Raw genomic sequence first — 17,121 nt, 5'->3', positions numbered from 1 at the left:
AACGCATGCTGGAAGAGGGCATCATCACCGGCCGCGAGGCCTATCAGCAGACGCTGCGCGAGGCGCTGCAGCTGGCCGCGACCCAGGGCTGTCGCGAGCTGTGGGCGATGGACGCGGATTTCGCCGCCTGGCCGCTGGGCGAGCCCGAGGTGCTGGCGACGCTGAAGCAATGGGCCCTGCCGCATCGCAAGCTGCGCCTGCTGGCCGCGCAGTACGACGATCTGCGCCGCCTGCATCCGCGCTTCGTCGACTGGCGGCGCAGCTGGGACCATGTGGTGGCCGCGGCCGAATACCAGCGCGAGGAGCTGGGCAGCGGCGGGCCGGTGGGCATGCTGCTGGCGCCCGGGCTGTTCTCGCTGCGCCTGCTGGATGCGGCGCAATGGCGCGCCGCCTATTCCGTGCGCACAGCGGACGAAATCGCCGCGCGCGAGTGGTTTGATGCAGTTTGGCAACGATCCAGCGAATCCTTTCCGGCCAGCGCACTGGGCCTGTAAGGAGTTTCCCCGCTTGCGGATACAATATTCGGCTAGGCGAGGGAAGCGCTCGAGGTTTCCGCGTCTTGTACTGCTGGGGCACCCCAACGATTAGTCAGTGATCGATCGGGAGGTGGGGCTCCATGAATTACCGGTAATTGAATCTTCGTCTATCTGAGGACACCTATGAAAAAGTCGATCCTGTTGGCTTCCCTGTTGGCTGCTGTTGCTCTGGCCGCTTGCGGCAAGAAGGAAGAGGCCGCTCCGGCTCCCGCCGCTGAGCCCGCTCCTGTTGCTGCTCCCGCTCCCGCTGCTTCGGAAGCCGCTTCGGCTCCCGCCGCCGACGCTTCGGCTCCGGCTGCCGCTCCCGCTTCGGAAGCCGCCAGCAAGTAATCGGGTTCCTCCGATCACGGCGAAAGCCGTCCGGCCTACAGGCCGGACGGCTTTTGTTTTTGTGCCGTCATCAAATCCTGATACCCCTGCCTTCGGTGCCGGTATTAGGGTGGATTCTCCAGTCGCCTCAGCGCAGGACCTGCCAGCCCAAACCCAGTAACTGGTCGGCCACCAATATGCGTTCGGGCGCGCTGTCGCCCAGGGCATCGGCCAGCGCGCGGAAGGCCAGCGCCGGCAGGTTGTTGCGCTCGCTCAAGTGCGCCGCCGCCACCCATTGCAGGTCGGCATGGCCGCATTGCGCCAGGATCTCGGCCGCCAGCGCATTCGACAGATGGCCATGGCTGCCGAGGATGCGGCGCTTCAGGCTGGCCGGGTAGGGGCCGTTCCTCAGCATCTCCTCGTCGTGGTTGCATTCCAGCAGCAATCCGTCCAGCCCGCACAGGCGCTCGATCAGCGCGGCCGGCGCGCTGCCGACATCGGTCAGCAGGCCCAGGCGGTGCCGGCCGTCCTCGCAGATCAGCTGCAGCGGCTCGGCCGCGTCATGCGGCACCGCGAAGGGGTGCAGGCGCAGGTCGCCGAGCTCGACCACCTCGCCGTCGCGCACCAGATGCAGCAGGGCCTCTTTGTCGAAGTTCTCGGCCCCGGGGCGGTGGCTGATCGCGCGCCAGGTGCCGCGGCTGGTCCACAGCGGGATGCGGTAGCGCTGGCACAGGCCCAGCGCGCAGCCGACATGGTCGCCATGCTCATGCGTGATGAAGACGCCGTTCAGCGCCTCGATGCCCAGGCCGGCGCGCGCCAGGCGGCGCAGCAGTTCGCGCTGACTGAAGCCGCAGTCGACCAGCAGCAGGGTGCTGGTGATGCCCTGGCTGGCTTCGACGAGGCTGGCATTGCCGGCGCTGCCGCTGCCCAGGCTGCAAAAACGCATCGTGCCTAACTCCGAAAAAAAACGCCGCCGGCGGTCGCGCGGGCGGCGTTGCGGTGGCGGGGTGAGGCGTCTGGCGACACCCCGTCCCGATCAGCGCAGATCGTCCATCAGCAGGTTGAGGATACGCTTGGCGTTCTCGTCGGTCTGCTGCTGGCCCTTGGTGTCCAGCACCTTGACCGTGCTGCGCTCGCCCTCGGCCTTGACCGAGACGCGGTAGCGGTTCGCCGTGATGGCCTGCTCGCCCTTGAACAGGCGCTGGAAGAAGTTCGGCTCTTCCTTGCCGACCTGGGTCGGATCGGCATAGCGCAGGTAGAACAGGCCCTGATTGCGGTCGCGGTCCTCGATCGTGAAGCCATGGCGGTCCAGCGATTGACCGACGCGGCGCCAGGCGCGCTCGAAGCCCTCGTTGACCTGCAGGCTGTCCGGCACCTCGCTCAGCGGGCGGTTGCGGGCGCCGCCGCGCGACGAGGCCGGCAGTTCCGACGAGGGCACGGCCACCGGCGCGGCCTTGCCGTCGCTGGAGGCGACGATGGCCTTGGCGGCGTCTTCCTTGCCGCCCAGCTTCAGCAGCAGGCGCGACAGCATTTCGCCTTCCAGCGTCGCTTCCGAGGGGCGTGGCTGCCAGGCGGTCTGTTCGCGCTGGCTGGTGGTGTAGACCTCGATCATGCCGCGGTGCACGATGTAGATGTCGGTGCCGCCGCTGGGCGAGCGCTCGAGGCGGGTGCGGTACATGTCGCGTTCGCCGGTCGAGTAGACCGAATCGAACACCTTGCCGATGGTCTGGCGGATGATGTCCTGCGGCAGGCGGGCGCGGTTCTCGGCCCAGTTGGTTTCCATCACGCCGACGGTCGGGTCGTCCTTGACCAGTTCCAGGCCGCGTTCCTGCCAGAAGGTGCGCAGCGTGGGCCACAGCTGTTCGGGCGTCTGGCTGGTGTGCAGCCAGCGGGTGTCGCCGCTGCGCTGCAGGCTGACGTCGCCGGCGTTGGCCACCGCGACCGGGGTGCCGGTGGCGGCCGGGCGCTGGGCGCCACCGGTCTGGGTCTGCTGCAGCGCCGAGGCGCTGATCGAGCCGCCCTGCACCTGCGAGCGGCTGTCGCGTGCCAGCTGGGTCAGGTCCGGCGGCACATCCAGACCGGTGGTCTGGCGGGCCTGGGTGCGGTAGTCGACCTTGTCGGAGCTGAGGGTGCCGTCGAAGCTGCTGCAGGCGGCCAGCGAGGCGATCAGGGCCGCACAGGCCAGGCGCTGCGCCGTGGGCGCGAAGGAAAAGGAACGGATCACGCTAGACATCTCCGAAGGTCGTGGGGGCTAGGCCCCGGCCTGGTCTCAAGGGGTTGGGTGGATGGCGCAGTAGGGCGGGTTCAGACCAGCCCGGCTTCCTGCAGGGCCTGGGCGACGCTGGCCTGGCCGGCGGCGGTCAGCGGCGTGATCGGCAGGCGCAGGTGGCTCTTGCAGCGGCCCAGCTTCTCCAGCGCCCACTTGGTCGGCGCCGGGCTGGGTTCGCAGAACAGCTGCTTGTGCAGGGACAGCAGCTGGAAATGGATGCGGCGGGCTTCCTGGATGTTGCCGGCCAGCGCGGCCTTGCACAGCTCATGCATCGCGCGCGGCGCCACGTTGGCGGTGACGCTCACATTGCCATGGCCGCCCAGCAGCATCAGCGCGATGGCGGTGCCATCGTCGCCGGAATAGATCGAGAAGCTCTTGGGGGCGTTCTTGATCAGGAAGGCGGCGCGTTCGATATTGCCGCTGGCTTCCTTGATGCCGAACACGCCCGGCAGCGGCGCACAGCGCAGCGCGGTCTCCGGCGCCATATCGGCGACGGTGCGGCCCGGCACGTTGTACAGCATCATCGGGATGTCGACCGCCTCGGCGATCGCCTTGAAGTGCTGGTAGATGCCTTCCTGGCTGGGCTTGTTGTAGTAGGGCACGACCGACAAGGTGCAGTCGGCGCCGACCTTCTTGGCATAGCGGCTCAGGTTGATGGCCTCGGCGGTGGAGTTACCGCCGGTACCGGCCATGATGGGCACGCGGCCCGCGGCATGCTCGACCGCGACGCGGATGATCTCGCAATGCTCCTCGACATCCACGGTCGGCGATTCGCCGGTGGTGCCGACCACGCCGATGCAATCGGTGCCTTCGGCGATATGCCAGTCAATCAAGCTGCGCAGCGCGGCGTAATCGACGCTGCCGTCTTCCTGCATCGGCGTCACAAGCGCGACGATGCTGCCAACAATCGGTGTCATGAGAGGATTCCTCGTAATCGCGCGATTCTACTCAGCGGCCGGACGAGTTTCCTTAGGCCAGGCTGTAGCGCTGGTAAACCCCGGGGGGCGGAGCCATTTCGCGAACCGCAGCAACGCGCTGGACATAACGCGGGTTGACCGCGGGGCCGCCTTCCAGGAAGCCGTCCTCGTAGGCCACCACGCGCAGGCCGCGGCAGGCCGCCAGCAGCTCGCCCGGTTGCAGCAGGAACTCGGCGCGGGCCGGCCGGCCGATGCTCTGCTGGCCGTCGGCAAAGGTCTCGTAGATCAGCCAGCCGCCCGGCGCCACCGCGTCGACGATGGCGGGCAGCAACGGGCGCCACAGGTAGTTGGTGACCAGCACCAGGTCGAAGCGCCGGCCCGGCAGCGGCCAGGGGCCGGCCTCGATGTCGGCCAGCAGGGTTTCGGCCAAGCCCGCCAGCGGCGCCAGCGCGGCGGCGTCGCGGTCCACGCCGGTGACCCGCATGCCCAGCGCGGCCAGATGGCGCAGATGACGCCCGCTGCCGCAGGCCAGGTCCAGCGCGCTGGCGCCGCTTGGGCAGGCCTGCGGCCAGCGCAGCAGCCAGGGGGAGGGGCGCTCGCTGCTGCCGTTCATCGCGGGCGCTCGTCCTTCTTCATCGCGGCCAGCGCCATGCGGTCCACCAGGCCCGGGGCCAGCAGCTTGAGCCAGCGGCCCAGCCGGCCCTTGGCCGTCATCACGATCTCGCGCCGGCGCGCCAGGCAGCCTTCCAGGATCAGCCGCGCGCAGGTCTGCACCGTCATCGCGCCGCGCTCGTCCATCGCGCTGCGGCCCAGCGGTTCGCCCCTGGCGTTCAGGCCGCGGTAGCGGATCTGGGTGTCGACCACGCCCGGAAAGGCCACGGTGACGCTGACCCCGTCTGCCGCCAGCTCGCCGCGCAGGGCCTCGAAGAAGCCGCCCATCGCGAATTTGCTGCTGCTGTAGGCGGTGCGGCCGGGAATACCGATCAGGCCGGCGAGGCTGGAGACCGCGACCAGCCGGCCATGGCTGGCCTTCAGATGCGGCAGCGCGGCATGGGTGGTCCAGACGCTGCCCCAGAAATTGATGCGCATCAGGCGTTCGTACCAGGCCAGGTCGTCCACCTCGTCCAGCATTGCATGGGCCGAGATGCCGGCGTTGTTGACCAGCACGTCGAGCCGGCCGAAGCGCGCGACCGCGGCGTCGATCAGGGTGCTGCAGTCATGCTGCTGCTCGACGTCGCAGCGCAGCGCCAGCACCTGGGCGCCCAGCGCCTCGCATTGCGCCGCCACCGCCTGCAGCTTGTCCAGGCCGCGCGCGCCCAGCACCAGCGCGGCGCCGCCGCCGTCGCGCTGCGCCCATTGGCGCGCCAGTTCAGCCCCGATGCCGTCCGAGGCCCCGGTGATCACGATCACCTTCATTCGTTCACGCTCCCTGTTGTTTGGAGCGCGATTGTGCCGTGAAGGTTCAGAAGCAGGACCAGAGCTGTTCCGAGAGCTGCTGCATCAGGGCCGGTTGGGTATAGGCCAGGAACACGCCGGCCAGCACCAGGGCCGCGACGGCCCAGACCAGCAGACGGCGCCAGGCGGCGGGCTTCATCATCGCTCAGGCCGCGGCCGGCACGGGGCGGGCGATCGCATGCTCGCGCACCGGCAGGTTGACGAGCGCGGCGGCGACGCCCAGCGCCACTGCCAGCCACCAGACGATGTCGTAGCTGCCGCTGGCGTCGTAGAGCTTGCCGCCCAACCAGACGCCCAGGAAGCTGCCGATCTGGTGGCTGAAGAACACGAAGCCGCCCAGCATCGACATATGCTGCACGCCGAAGATCTGCGCCACCACCGCATTGGTCGGCGGCACGGTGGACAGCCACAGCAGGCCCATCACGGCCGAGAAGATGTAGACGCTTGTCGGCGTCAGCGGCACGTTCAGGAAGATCACGATCGCCACCGAGCGCAGCGCGTAGATGCCCGACAGCAGGTAGCGCTTGGGCAGCTTCTGGCCCAGGGTGCCGGCCGCATAGGTGCCGAAGACATTGAACAGCCCGATCAGCGCCAGCGCATAGGTCGCGACCTGCGGCGACAGGCCATGGTCCTTCAGGTAGCTGGGCATGTGCACGCCGATGAACACCACCTGGAAGCCGCAGACGAAGTAGCCGGCCATCAGCAGCTGGAAGCTGCGGTAGCCGAAGGCCTCGCGCAGCGCCTGGCCGATGCTCTGGTGATGCGCGCTGGCCACGGCGGCCCTGGCCGGCTCGCGCAGGCCGAAGGCCAGTGGCAGGATCAAGAGGGCCGCGATCGACAGCACGAACAGCGCGTTCTGCCAGCCGGTGCCGGAGATCAGCCAGTTCTCCACCGGCACCATCAGGAACTGCCCGAAACTGCCAGCCGCGGCCGCCACGCCCATGGCCCAGCTACGCTTCTCGGCCGAGACATTGCGTGCGATCACGCCGTAGATCACCGCATAGGTGGTGCCCGACTGCGCCATGCCGATCAAGAGGCCGGCGCTGCCGGTGAAGGCCAGGCCCGAGGTGGACAGGGCCATCAGCACCAGGCCCAGCGCATAGAGCAGGCCGCCGACGACGATCACCTTGAAGGCGCCGAAGCGGTCCGCCAGCATGCCGGCGAAGGGCCCGGCCGCGCCCCAGGCGATGTTCTGGATCGCCAGCGCGAAGGCGAAGGTCTCGCGTGTCCAGCCCCGGTCCATCGTGATCGGCTGCAGCCACAGGCCGAAGCCATGGCGTATGCCCATCGACAGGGTGACGATCAGGGCGCCGCACAGCAGCACCTGTTTCATCGACAAGGGGGTTGGGGCGGCGGCGGGGGTATGCATGCGGGCGACTGTAGCCAGTTTGATCCCGATCTGCCGGCGTGGGCTTAAGGGGCTGCGGGGGCCGGGGCCGGCGTCAGCAGGCGGCCCTGCTTGACACGCAGGGTGGGCTTTTCCAGCGCCGCGGGCTCGCGCAGCGGGTCGGCCGGCAGCGCCAGGAAGCTGGCCTCGCAGCCGGGCTCGAAGCAGCCCAGGCGCCGCTCGGGGAACAGCGCGCGCGGCGTCGACACCGTGGCCAGGCGCAGCAGCTCGGCCGGCTCGAACACCGCCAGCTGCTGCAGCCGGCGGTACTCGGTCAGCGCGGTGCCGAAGAACACATCCGAGCCCAGCAGCAGCGGCACGCCGGCCTCGCGCAGGGTGCGCAGATTGCGCTGCTGGGTGGCCTCGATGCGCGCCAGCAGCGCGGCGTCGGCGCCGAACAGCCCGCTTGCGGCGGTGGTGGTGACGACCTGGATGCCGCGCTGCGCGGCCTCGCGCGCCAGCTCGGGGGCGATCAGGTAGTCCGCTTCGCGGCTGCCATGGTGGAAGAAATAGCCGGGCAGATGCGCGATCTGGTCGACGCCGGCGCGCAGCGCGGCGGCGAAGTCGGCGGCCGAGTCGACATGGGCGCTGACCCGCAGTCCATTCTTGTGCGCATGGCGCACGATGGCGGCCGCGACCTCGGCGCTGACGCCCAGCCGGCCCTGGTTCTTCGGCTCGCGGCGCAGCGCCGGCCGCTCGTGGTAGCTCATGATCAGCTTGATCAGGCGGCCCGGGCGGGCCGCGACCAGCGGCCATTTGCGGGCCACGTCGGCCTCGCTGTCCATCACCAGCACGGCCTTGTCGGCCACGTCCTCGAAGCGCAGCTTGGGCGCGCCGGGCGCGTCGTCGTTCAGCAGCATGCCCAGCGGATGGCCATCGGAGGAGGTGATGCAGGTGGTGACGAACTCGACATCGGGCATGTCCGGCCGGCCGGCGCGTTCGCGCAGCGGGGCCACCGTGGGCGGATCGCCGCACAGCATCGCCGCATAGAACACGCCGTCGGCGATGTAACGCGGCGCGAAGCGCCCGAAGCCCCAGGCGTTCTGCAGATTGTGGTTGTGCGCCTCGGCCAGCGGCGGCACCAGGAAGCGGCCCGCCAGGTCCAGGCGCCGCAGCACCACGCCTGCGGGCGCCTCGGCGACGAAGCGCCCCTCATGCACGAACAGGGTGCCGGCGCGGAACTTCCGGCCGTCGAACCAGCGCGCCTCGCGCAACTCCAGGCTTTCGGCCGGGCCGGCCTGGAAGACCGGCGGCGCGGCCTCGGGGGCCTGGGCGATGGCGGTGCCGGCGAGCAGCAGGGCGAGGGCGGGGGCGGCAAATTTCATCGGCCGGCATGCTAGTCGAGCCGCGGGTGCGGCCCGGTCGTGCGCGACAGCGTTGGGCGCTGTGCGGCCGCGTCCCGTTCTGCCAGCGCCGGCTCAGGGTTGCCAGCAGCCGGCGCATGTCGCCGATCGAGCAGCTGTCGCCGCCACCATCGCAGTTGGCGACATGGCGCTTGTTGGCCAGGTTGCGGGCATTCAGCGCCAGGCTCCAGGGCCCGCTGTCATAGGCCAGCAGCGCGTCGACCAGCTGGTAGGCCGGCAGCGGCCGCGGCGCGGCCTCCTTGGCGCCGCGGTGGCTGCCGGTGTGGCGCAGGCCCAGGCCCAGGCCCAGCCTGGAGACGAAGTTTTGCCTCAGTTTGAATCGAGAATAATTCTCAATATCTCTGCTGCCATGGGGTGGACGAGCCTCCTCCTAGAATCCCGCCCCATGGCGACCAAAGCAGCATCAGCAAGCAATACCCCCAGCACCTATGGCGAAGGCTCGATCCGCGTCCTGAAGGGCCTGGAGCCCGTCAAGCAGCGGCCGGGCATGTACACCCGAACCGACAACCCCCTGCACATCATCCAGGAGGTGATCGACAACGCCGCCGACGAGGCCCTGGCCGGCTTCGGCAAGCGCATCGACCTGACCCTGCATGCCGACGGCTCGGTCTCGGTGGCCGACGACGGCCGCGGCATTCCCTACGGCCTGCACCCGGAGGAGGGCGTGCCGGTGGTGGAGATCGTCTTCACCCGTCTGCATGCCGGCGGCAAGTTCGACAAGGGCTCGGGCGGCGCCTACAGCTTCTCGGGCGGCCTGCACGGCGTCGGCGTCTCGGTGACCAATGCCCTGGCCAAGCGCCTGGAGGTGACCGTCTGGCGCGAGGGCCAGGTAGCGAACCTGGCCTTCGAGGCCGGCGACGTGGTCGAACCGGTGACGACCCGCAAGGGCGGCACCAGCGCCGACCGCAAGCAGGGCACGACCGTGCGGGTCTGGCCCGACGCCAAGTATTTCGAAAGCGCCGAGCTGCCCAAGGGCGAACTGATCCATCTGCTGCGCTCCAAGGCGGTGCTGATGCCGGGCGTCATCGTCACCCTGAAGAACGAGAAGACCGGCGACCTGCAGACCTGGTCCTACAAGGGCGGCCTGCGCGACTACCTGATGCAGACCCTGGTGGCCGATCCGCTGATCCCGCTGCTGGAGGGCGAGCAGTTCGCGACCGCGGCCGAGAGCGAGAACTTCGCCGAGGGCGAGGGTGCGGCCTGGGCCGTGGCCTTCACCGAGGAGGGTCAGGTCATGCGTGAGAGCTATGTGAACCTGATCCCGACGGTGGCCGGCGGCACCCATGAGTCCGGCCTGAAGGACGGCCTGTTCGGCGCGATCAAGGGCTTCATCGAGATGCATTCGCTCTTGCCCAAGGGCGTCAAGCTGATGCCGGACGATGTGTTCTCGCGCGCTTCCTTCGTGCTGTCGGCCAAGGTGCTGGACCCACAGTTCCAGGGCCAGACCAAGGAGCGCCTGAACAGCCGCGACGCGCTGCGCCTGGTCTCCACCTATGTGAAGCCGGGCCTGGAGCTGTGGCTGAACCAGCATGTGGAGTTCGGCAAGAAACTGGCCGAGCTGGTGATCAAGCAGGCGCAGACCCGCCAGCGCGCCAGCCAGAAGGTCGAGAAGCGCAAGGGCTCCGGCGTGGCCGTGCTGCCCGGCAAGCTGACCGACTGCGAGAGCCGCGACCTGCTGCACAACGAGGTCTTCCTGGTCGAGGGCGACTCGGCCGGCGGCAGCGCCAAGATGGGCCGCAACAAGGAGACGCAGGCCATCTTGCCGCTGCGCGGCAAGGTGCTGAACACCTGGGAGGTCGAGCGCGACCTGCTGTTCAAGAACAACGAGATCCACGACATCTCGGTGGCGGTGGGCGTCGATCCGCATGGCCCGAACGACAGCCCGGACCTTTCCGGCCTGCGCTACGGCAAGATCTGCATCCTGTCGGACGCGGACGTCGACGGCTCGCATATCCAGGTGCTGCTGCTGACCCTGTTCTTTCGCCATTTCCCCAAGCTGGTCGAGGCCGGCCATGTGTTCATCGCCCGCCCGCCGCTGTACCGCGTCGACGCGCCGGCGCGCGGCAAGAAGCCGGCCGCCAAGATCTATGCGCTGGACGAGGGCGAGCTGACCGCGACCCTGGACAAGCTGCGCAAGGAAGGCGCACGCGATGGGTCATGGACCATCAGCCGCTTCAAGGGCCTGGGCGAGATGAGCGCCGAGCAGCTGTGGGACACCACGCTGAACCCCGAGACCCGACGCCTGTCGCCGGTGCGCTATGGCGAGCTGGACTTCGGCCAGACCGTGGACGCGATCAACAAGCTGATGGGCAAGGGCGAGGCCGCCTCGCGCCGCGAGCTGATGGAGATCCACGGCGACGCGGTGGAAATCGACATCTAAACAAGGCAAGGCGGCTTCGCGATGAAGACGGTCTACAACGAGCGCCACGCCCTGCACGCGGCCACGCACGAGTTCTTCCGCGGGCGGCTGGTGCCGGCCTTCGAGGTGCCGGCGCGGGCCGACTATGTGCTGAAGGCGGTGCAGGCCGCCGCGCTCGGCGAGATCCTCATGACGCCGGTGGATCACGGCCTCGCGCCGCTGGAGCGCGTGCATGCGCCGGCCTATCTGCGTTTCGTGCAGGGCGCGCATGCCGAATGGCAGGCGCTGGGCGGGGAGGGCGATGCCTTTCCGGCGGTCTGGCCGGTGCGCAGCCTGCGCTCGGACCTGGAGCCGCAAAGCTTCGCCGCCCGCATGGGCCTGTATTCGATGGACAGCGGCACGCCGCTGACCGCCGGCAGCTGGGAGGCCGCCTACTGGGGCGCGCAGGCCAGCCTGACCGGGCTGGACATCGCGCTCGGTGAAGAGGAAAGGGCGGCCTATGTGCTGACCCGCCCGCCGGGCCACCATGCCGGCGCGGATTTCTTCGGCGGCTACTGCTTCATCAACAACGCCGCGGTGGCAGCGCAGGCGGCGCGCGATGCGGGCCTGGCGCGGGTCGCGATCCTGGACGTCGACTACCACCATGGCAACGGCACGCAGGCGATCTTCTACGAGCGCGCCGATGTGTTCTACGCCAGCCTGCATGGCGATCCGCGAACCGAATATCCCTTCTTCCTCGGCCATGCCGACGAGCGCGGTGCCGGCACGGGTTTACGCTTCAACGCCAACGAGCCGCTGCCGGCCGGCAGCAGCAACGAGGCCTGGTTCGCGGCGCTGGACCGGCTGCTGGCGCAGCTGCAGGCCTATGCACCGGAGCTGCTGATCGTCTCGCTGGGCGTCGACACCTACGGTGGCGACCCGATCTCGCATTTCAAGCTGGACCGGCCGGAGTTCGTCGAGATGGGCGCGCGCCTGGCCGCCTTCGGCGCGCCGCGCACCCTGTTCCTGCAGGAGGGCGGCTACGCGACCGAGGCGATCGGCCACAACGTGGTGGCCGTGCTGCGAGGCTTCGAGTCGCGATGAGCGCCCCACGCGTCAGCCTGCGCCCGACCATGCTGTCGGACCTGGACTTCGTCGTCTCGGTCGAGCAGGACAGCGCCAATGCGCCCTTCATCACCCTGTGGGAACGCACCCAGCATGAGGGCGCGATCCGTTTTCCCGACTCGCGCCATTTCATCGTCGAGGACGAGGCGGCGGCCGCGATCGGCTTCGTGATCCTGCAGGGCTGCCGCAATCCGCACCGCTCGGTGGAGCTCAAGCGCATCGTGCTGGCACCGAAGGGCCAGGGCCTGGGCCGGGCCTGCGTGCGCCAGCTGAAGAAGCTGGCTTTCACCCAGCTGGGCGCGCACCGCTTCTGGCTGGATGTGAAGGCGCTGAACACCCGCGCCCAGCATCTCTACCAGAGCGAGGGCTTCGTCGAGGAGGGGCGGCTGCGCGAGAGCGTGCGCCTCAGCGGCGCCGTCGACGGCTATGACAGCCTGATCGTGATGGCGATGCTGGACCGCGAGTACCAGGCCCGTGTGGCGCTGGGGCAGGAGCCGGCATGAGCTGGGGCTTGCTTCCTCTTGTTGCCCTGCTGCTGGCCGCGGCGCCGGCGCGGGCCGAGCTCTGGGGCTATGTCGACGGCCAGGGCGTGGCCCATGTCGCCAGCAAGCCGCTGAACAGCCGCTACGGCCTGGTGCTGGGCAGCGACGCCACACCGGCAGCGGCCCAGGGCCGGGTGCCGGGCAAGACCGATGGCAGCCAGGGCCTCCTGACCTGGCTGGAGTTTGCGCCCGAGGTGAAGGCGGTGCAGCCCTATCTGCGCGAGGCGGCGGCGGCGCATGGCGTCGACACCGAGCTGCTGAAGGCCATCATCGCGGTCGAGTCCGGCTACCAGCGCGACGCCGTATCCAGGGCCGGCGCGGTGGGCCTGATGCAGATCCTGCCCGAGGCGGCCGGCAGCAGCCCGGAGCGCCTGCTGGACGCCCGCCACAATGTGCAGACCGGCGCGCGCCTGCTGGCCCGCCTGATCAAGCGCTTCGGCCGCATCGATGTGGCCCTGGCGGCCTGGAACGCCGGCGAGGGCACGGTGCGCCGCCACGGCGGCCAGATGCCGCCGATCCCCGAAACCCAGGCCCATGTACACATGGTGCTGGAACTCTACTGGGCCCTGCTGCAGCGCAGCCTGCCGGCCCAGGCCCAGCACTTACGAATTCATAGCAGTTGATTTATGACCAGCGACTCGAACACCCTCGACCTGTTTGCCCAGAACCCGGCCGATGAGCCGGGCGATGCCCTGACCCTGGCGCATTACGCGCAGCAGGCCTATCTCGAATACGCGCTGTCGGTTGTCAAGGGCCGGGCCCTGCCCGATGTCTGCGACGGCCAGAAGCCGGTGCAGCGCCGCATCCTCTACTCGATGGAGCGCATGGGCCTGAACTGGAGCGGCGCCTCGGGGGCCAAACCGGTCAAGGGCGCGCGCGTGGTCGGCGATGTGCTGGGCCGCTTCCATCCGCATGGCGACCAGTCGGTCTATGACGCGCTGGTGCGCATGGCGCAGGACTTCAGCCAGCGCTACCCGTTGATCGACGGCCAGGGCAATTTCGGCAGCCGCGACGGCGACGGTGCCGCGGCGATGCGCTACACCGAGGCCCGCCTGGCGCCGATCGCGCGCCTGCTGCTGGACGAGATCGACGAGGGCACGGTCGACCTGGTGCCCAACTACGACGGCTCGACCCAGGAGCCGCGCCAGCTGCCGGCGCGCCTGCCCTTCGTGCTGCTGAACGGCGCCTCCGGCATCGCGGTGGGTCTGGCGACCGAGGTGCCCAGCCACAATCTGCGCGAGGTGGCGGCGGCCGCGGTGGCGCTGCTGAAGAACGAGAAGCTGTCGGACGACGAGCTGTACACCCTGCTGCCCGGCCCCGATTTCCCCGGCGGCGGCCAGTTGATCAGCTCGGCCGAGGACATTCGCGCCGCCTACGGCTCGGGCCGCGGCAGCCTGAAGCTGCGCGCGCGCTGGAAGATCGAGGACCTGGCGCGCGGCCAATGGCAGCTGGTTGTCACCGAGCTGCCGCATGGCACCAGCTCGCAGAAGGTGCTGGAGGAGATCGAGGAGCTCTCCAACCCCAAGGTCAAGACCGGCAAGAAGGCTCTGAGCCAGGACCAGTTGCAGCTGAAGGCCAGCCTGCTGGCGGTGCTTGACGGTGTGCGCGACGAATCGAGCAAGGACGCGCCGGTGCGCCTGGTGTTCGAGCCCAAGAGCCGCACCGTCGAGCAGCAGGATCTGATCACGACCCTGCTGGCGCACACCAGCCTGGAGACCTCGGCCTCGGTCAACCTGACCATGATCGGTGCCGATGGCCGGCCGACGCAGAAGAATCTGCGCCAGATCATCTCGGAATGGCTGGGCTACCGCCTGGCCACGGTGCAGCGCCGCACCCAGCATCGACTGAACAAGGTGCTGGATCGCATCCATGTGCTGGAAGGCCGCCAGCTGGTGCTGCTGAACATCGACGAGGTGATCCGCATCATCCGCAACAGCGACGAGCCCAAGGCCGCGCTGATCGAGCGCTTCAAGCTCAGTGACCGTCAGGCCGAGGACATCCTGGAAATCCGCCTGCGCCAGCTGGCGCGGCTGGAGGCGATCAAGATCGAGCAGGAGTTGGCGCAGCTGCGCGAGGAAGGCGCCAAGCTGGAAGACATCCTGGGCAACCCCGGCGTGCTCAAGCGCACCGTGGTCAAGGAGATCGAGGCCGACGCCAAGCAGTACGGCGACGAGCGTCGCACCCTGATCCAGGCCGAGAAGAAGGCGGTCGCCGAGATCAAGGTGGTGGATGAGCCGGTCACCGTGGTCGTCAGCCTGAAGGGCTGGGTGCGGGCGCTGAAGGGCCATGAGGTGGACCCGGCCGCGCTGAGCTTCAAGTCCGGCGACCAGCTCTACGGCACCTTCCCCTGCCGCAGCGTCGATCCACTGATCGTGTTTGGCAGCAATGGCCGGGTCTACTCGGTGCCGGTCTCGCTGCTGCCCGGTGGGCGCGGCGATGGCCAGCCGATCACGACCTTGATCGAGCTGGAGTCCGGCACCCAGATCGCGCATTACTACGCCGCCAGCCCGGCTCAGCGCCTGGTGCTGGCCGGCACCGGCGGTTTCGGCCTGATCGCCCTGGTGGGCGACCTGATCAGCGCCAAGCGCGCCGGCAAGACCTTCCTGAGCCTGGAGGGCGAGGAAAAGCCGCTGCCGCCGAGCGCGGTGCCCGAAGGCCTGGGCCAGCAACTGGCCTGCCTGTCGCTGCAGGGGCGCCTGCTGACTTTCGCGCTGGACGAGCTGAAGCACCAGCCCAAGGGCGGCCGCGGCCTGACCCTGATGGATCTGGAGGCCAAGGACGCGCTGGTCAGCGTGGCCGCCTTTGCCCAGGTCCTGCAGGTGCTGGGCAGCGGTCGCGGCGGCAAGGCCAAGGATGAATTGCTGAAGGGTGCGTCCCTGGCCGCCTATGCCGGAAAACGCGCCCGAAAAGGCCGAGCCTTCGAAGGCATGCAGAAAGTCATACGTATTCTGGCCGCCTGAGAAATTCACCGATTTGTATCTACCACGATGCAAATCGGTGCATCGCTGCATCATTTAGGGATGGACTTACAAACTGCTACAAGAAACTGGGCCTTTGTCCCTAAGCTAAGGGAGTTGAGCGAGAAGTAATTCACGCGCTGCAGTGCACAATGATTTCGTCAGTTCGTTTTCACCTACCCTTTTGGGAGTTTCTACGATGAAGTTGAAATCATTGGTCGCGGCTTCGCTCGTGGCTTTCGCCTCGCTGGGCGCTCAGGCGGCCTCGGCCGCGTTCTCGGACACTGTTACTGAGTGGAATGCCCATGACCTCCACGAAAGTAGCGGCCTGAAGATTGTCGACTCCTCGACTCTTTTCTTCAGCCAGTTCAATTTCACGCTGAGCACGGAGTCCTTTGTCTCCAGCAATGTCAGCGCGTTCAACATCAACTCCGGTTCTTACAGCATCTTCAAGGCTGACGGCTCCGAAACCGGCCACAGCTGGACCTTCGGTGCTGCACAAGGTCTTGAGCATCTGGTGACCCTTGGCCCGGGTAGCTACTACTTCTCGGTCGCTGGAAAAACCAACGGCAGCAGCGGCATCTATGCGCTCAGCTCGGCCGCCACCGCCGTGCCGGTGCCGGAACCTGAAACCTATGCCCTGCTGCTGGCCGGCCTGGGCGTGGTAGGTTTTGTCGCGCGACGTCGCAAGCAAGCCTGATTTTTCGGGAATCTATATTCCCGAGCTGAAAAACAAAACGGACCCTCGGGTCCGTTTTGTTCTGGTATTCAGGTGGAATCTCAGGCTTGGCGCAAGGCTCGGGCGCATTCCGCCACCAGGGCCGGTCCCTTGTAGATCAGGCCGGTGTAGACCTGCACCAGGTCCGCCCCCGCTGCCAGCTTGGTGCGGGCGTCGGCGCCGCCGAGCACGCCGCCGACGCCGATGATCGGGTAGTTGCTGCCCAGGGCGGCGCGCAGCAGCCGGATCACCCGGTTGCTGGCCTCGAACACCGGCCGGCCGGACAGGCCTCCTGTTTCGTTTGCATGGGCCAGGCCCTGCACCGCGTCTCGAGAAACAGTCGTGTTGGTGGCGATCACGCCGTCGATGCCATTCTTCTGCAGGGTCTGGGCGATCACCGCGACCTGGTCCTCGTCCAGGTCCGGCGCGATCTTGACGAACATCGGTACCTGACGGCCGGAGACCTGCTGCAGCTCCAGCTTGCGCGCCTGCAGGCGCGAGAGCAGGGCGTCCAGCGCCTCGTCGCTCTGCAGCGCACGCAGGTTCTTGGTGTTGGGGCTGGAGATGTTGACGGTGATGTAGTCGGCATGGGGGAACACGCCCTCCAGCCCGATCAGGTAGTCGTCCACCGCGTTCTCGATTGGCGTCGCGGCGTTCTTGCCGATGTTCAGTCCCAGCAGGCCACCGGCGGCGCGGAAGGAGCGGGCGCGCTGCACATTGGCGATGAAGCTGGCCAGCCCCTCGTTGTTGAAGCCCAGGCGGTTGATCAGCGCCTCCTTCTCGGGGATGCGGAACATGCGCGGCTTGTCGTTGCCGGGCTGGCCCTTGGGCGTCACCGTGCCCACCTCGATGAAGCCGAAGCCCATCGCGCCCAGGCCGTCGATGCAACGGCCGTTCTTGTCCAGCCCGGCGGCCAGGCCGATGCGGTTCGGGAACTTCAGGCCGGCCACCGTCACCGGGTCGTCGATGCGGGTCTGCGCCCACAGGCATTGGGCCGGGGTGTTCTGCAGCCGGGCGATCGCGCCCAGGGTCAGTTCATGGGCATGCTCGGGATCGAGGCCGAACAGGAAGGGGCGGGTGAGGGCGTAGGGAACGAGAGACATGGGGCGGGATTCTCTCATCCCGCCCTCAGCCGCCCTGTTCGCGGTCTCCGGGCGACACCCTTCGCGCTGTCGGCGCTGACGGTCTTTTTCGCGAGCGTTTC

Annotated in this window: 15 protein-coding genes and 1 pseudogene; 7 read left to right on the top strand and 9 right to left on the bottom strand. The window is 68.3% G+C overall.

The genetic code is table 11. From position 1 onward, the window contains the following. Nucleotides 1–5 precede the first annotated feature (5 nt). Complete coding sequence (locus tag G8A07_RS16815; protein WP_195793174.1) at nucleotides 6–494, top strand: hypothetical protein; 489 nt, start codon at nucleotides 6–8, stop codon at nucleotides 492–494. Nucleotides 495–993: 499 nt separating this feature from the next. On the opposite strand, the gene G8A07_RS16810 is transcribed toward G8A07_RS16815, so the two are convergent. The 8 genes from G8A07_RS16810 to G8A07_RS16780 form a co-directional block, all read right to left on the bottom strand. Then, nucleotides 994–1,791 carry an MBL fold metallo-hydrolase gene (locus G8A07_RS16810; protein WP_195793173.1) on the bottom strand — a complete coding sequence of 266 codons (798 nt, stop codon included), beginning with the start codon at nucleotides 1,789–1,791 and terminating at the stop codon, nucleotides 994–996. 90 nt (nucleotides 1,792–1,881) lie between these two features. Then, on the bottom strand, nucleotides 1,882–3,069 hold the full coding sequence (gene bamC, locus G8A07_RS16805) for an outer membrane protein assembly factor BamC (protein ID WP_249937025.1): 1,188 nt from the start codon (nucleotides 3,067–3,069) through the stop codon (nucleotides 1,882–1,884). An 80-nt stretch (nucleotides 3,070–3,149) separates the two neighbouring features. After that, nucleotides 3,150–4,031, bottom strand: coding sequence for a 4-hydroxy-tetrahydrodipicolinate synthase (gene dapA / locus G8A07_RS16800; RefSeq protein ID WP_195793171.1), 882 nt, complete (start codon nucleotides 4,029–4,031; stop codon nucleotides 3,150–3,152). Between the two features lie 52 nt (nucleotides 4,032–4,083). Continuing rightward, nucleotides 4,084–4,644 carry a bifunctional 2-polyprenyl-6-hydroxyphenol methylase/3-demethylubiquinol 3-O-methyltransferase UbiG gene (locus tag G8A07_RS16795; RefSeq protein ID WP_195793170.1) on the bottom strand — a complete coding sequence of 187 codons (561 nt, stop codon included), beginning with the start codon at nucleotides 4,642–4,644 and terminating at the stop codon, nucleotides 4,084–4,086. Beyond that, nucleotides 4,641–5,447, bottom strand: coding sequence for an SDR family oxidoreductase (locus G8A07_RS16790; RefSeq protein WP_195793169.1), 807 nt, complete (start codon nucleotides 5,445–5,447; stop codon nucleotides 4,641–4,643). The genes G8A07_RS16795 and G8A07_RS16790 overlap by 4 nt, the downstream gene beginning before the upstream one ends. A gap of 46 nt (nucleotides 5,448–5,493) precedes the next feature. Then, nucleotides 5,494–5,628, bottom strand: coding sequence for a hypothetical protein (locus tag G8A07_RS28110; RefSeq protein WP_256441042.1), 135 nt, complete (start codon nucleotides 5,626–5,628; stop codon nucleotides 5,494–5,496). A 3-nt stretch (nucleotides 5,629–5,631) separates the two neighbouring features. Then, on the bottom strand, nucleotides 5,632–6,819 hold the full coding sequence (locus tag G8A07_RS16785) for an MFS transporter (RefSeq protein ID WP_249937367.1): 1,188 nt from the start codon (nucleotides 6,817–6,819) through the stop codon (nucleotides 5,632–5,634). Nucleotides 6,820–6,899: 80 nt separating this feature from the next. Then, the gene (locus G8A07_RS16780) at nucleotides 6,900–8,198 is read right to left on the bottom strand and encodes an amidohydrolase family protein (RefSeq protein ID WP_195793167.1); all 1,299 of its coding nucleotides are present in this window, start codon (nucleotides 8,196–8,198) and stop codon (nucleotides 6,900–6,902) included. A 424-nt stretch (nucleotides 8,199–8,622) separates the two neighbouring features. On the opposite strand from G8A07_RS16780, the gene G8A07_RS16775 reads away from it, so the two are divergent. From G8A07_RS16775 to G8A07_RS16750, 6 genes and pseudogenes are all read left to right on the top strand, one after another. Then, complete coding sequence (locus G8A07_RS16775; protein ID WP_195793166.1) at nucleotides 8,623–10,617, top strand: DNA topoisomerase IV subunit B; 1,995 nt, start codon at nucleotides 8,623–8,625, stop codon at nucleotides 10,615–10,617. Between the two features lie 21 nt (nucleotides 10,618–10,638). Then, entirely contained in the window at nucleotides 10,639–11,679 is a 1,041-nt protein-coding gene (locus G8A07_RS16770) for a histone deacetylase family protein (RefSeq protein WP_195793165.1), read from the top strand. After that, the gene (locus tag G8A07_RS16765) at nucleotides 11,676–12,203 is read left to right on the top strand and encodes a GNAT family N-acetyltransferase (RefSeq protein ID WP_195793164.1); all 528 of its coding nucleotides are present in this window, start codon (nucleotides 11,676–11,678) and stop codon (nucleotides 12,201–12,203) included. Before G8A07_RS16770 ends, G8A07_RS16765 begins: the two co-directional genes overlap by 4 nt. Beyond that, nucleotides 12,200–12,865 (top strand): lytic transglycosylase domain-containing protein, encoded by a 666-nt coding sequence (locus G8A07_RS16760; protein WP_195793163.1) that lies wholly within the window; start codon nucleotides 12,200–12,202, stop codon nucleotides 12,863–12,865. The genes G8A07_RS16765 and G8A07_RS16760 overlap by 4 nt, the downstream gene beginning before the upstream one ends. A gap of 3 nt (nucleotides 12,866–12,868) precedes the next feature. Next, entirely contained in the window at nucleotides 12,869–15,202 is a 2,334-nt protein-coding gene (gene parC / locus G8A07_RS16755) for a DNA topoisomerase IV subunit A (protein ID WP_195793162.1), read from the top strand. 238 nt (nucleotides 15,203–15,440) lie between these two features. Next, nucleotides 15,441–15,899, top strand: a pseudogene (locus G8A07_RS16750) (FxDxF family PEP-CTERM protein); the annotation flags it as partial. Nucleotides 15,900–15,979: 80 nt separating this feature from the next. Here the strand turns inward: G8A07_RS16750 and G8A07_RS16745 are convergent. Next, nucleotides 15,980–17,020, bottom strand: a complete 1,041-nt coding sequence (locus G8A07_RS16745; RefSeq protein WP_195793160.1) for a quinone-dependent dihydroorotate dehydrogenase — start codon at nucleotides 17,018–17,020, stop codon at nucleotides 15,980–15,982. Between the last annotated feature and the right edge of the window lie 101 nt (nucleotides 17,021–17,121).

Origin of the sequence: Roseateles sp. DAIF2 (assembly GCF_015624425.1) — a bacterium.
Classification (GTDB): Bacteria; Pseudomonadota; Gammaproteobacteria; order Burkholderiales; family Burkholderiaceae_C; genus Kinneretia.
Note: the sequence above shows the minus strand (reverse complement) of the source record. Positions and strands in the feature narration are given on the sequence as shown.

What these genes read in the sequence shown, in the direction of transcription:
- G8A07_RS16760 (WP_195793163.1), top strand. Translation starts at nt 12,200, where the DNA reads ATGAGCTGGGGCTTGCTTCCTCTTGTTGCCCTGCTGCTGGCCGCGGCG.
- G8A07_RS28110 (WP_256441042.1), bottom strand. Translation starts at nt 5,628, where the DNA reads ATGATGAAGCCCGCCGCCTGGCGCCGTCTGCTGGTCTGGGCCGTCGCG.
- G8A07_RS16790 (WP_195793169.1), bottom strand. Translation starts at nt 5,447, where the DNA reads ATGAAGGTGATCGTGATCACCGGGGCCTCGGACGGCATCGGGGCTGAA.
- G8A07_RS16780 (WP_195793167.1), bottom strand. Translation starts at nt 8,198, where the DNA reads ATGAAATTTGCCGCCCCCGCCCTCGCCCTGCTGCTCGCCGGCACCGCC.
- G8A07_RS16815 (WP_195793174.1), top strand. Translation starts at nt 6, where the DNA reads ATGCTGGAAGAGGGCATCATCACCGGCCGCGAGGCCTATCAGCAGACG.
- G8A07_RS16810 (WP_195793173.1), bottom strand. Translation starts at nt 1,791, where the DNA reads ATGCGTTTTTGCAGCCTGGGCAGCGGCAGCGCCGGCAATGCCAGCCTC.
- G8A07_RS16770 (WP_195793165.1), top strand. Translation starts at nt 10,639, where the DNA reads ATGAAGACGGTCTACAACGAGCGCCACGCCCTGCACGCGGCCACGCAC.
- G8A07_RS16785 (WP_249937367.1), bottom strand. Translation starts at nt 6,819, where the DNA reads ATGAAACAGGTGCTGCTGTGCGGCGCCCTGATCGTCACCCTGTCGATG.
- G8A07_RS16765 (WP_195793164.1), top strand. Translation starts at nt 11,676, where the DNA reads ATGAGCGCCCCACGCGTCAGCCTGCGCCCGACCATGCTGTCGGACCTG.
- G8A07_RS16795 (WP_195793170.1), bottom strand. Translation starts at nt 4,644, where the DNA reads ATGAACGGCAGCAGCGAGCGCCCCTCCCCCTGGCTGCTGCGCTGGCCG.
- parC (WP_195793162.1), top strand. Translation starts at nt 12,869, where the DNA reads ATGACCAGCGACTCGAACACCCTCGACCTGTTTGCCCAGAACCCGGCC.
- dapA (WP_195793171.1), bottom strand. Translation starts at nt 4,031, where the DNA reads ATGACACCGATTGTTGGCAGCATCGTCGCGCTTGTGACGCCGATGCAG.
- G8A07_RS16745 (WP_195793160.1), bottom strand. Translation starts at nt 17,020, where the DNA reads ATGTCTCTCGTTCCCTACGCCCTCACCCGCCCCTTCCTGTTCGGCCTC.
- G8A07_RS16775 (WP_195793166.1), top strand. Translation starts at nt 8,623, where the DNA reads ATGGCGACCAAAGCAGCATCAGCAAGCAATACCCCCAGCACCTATGGC.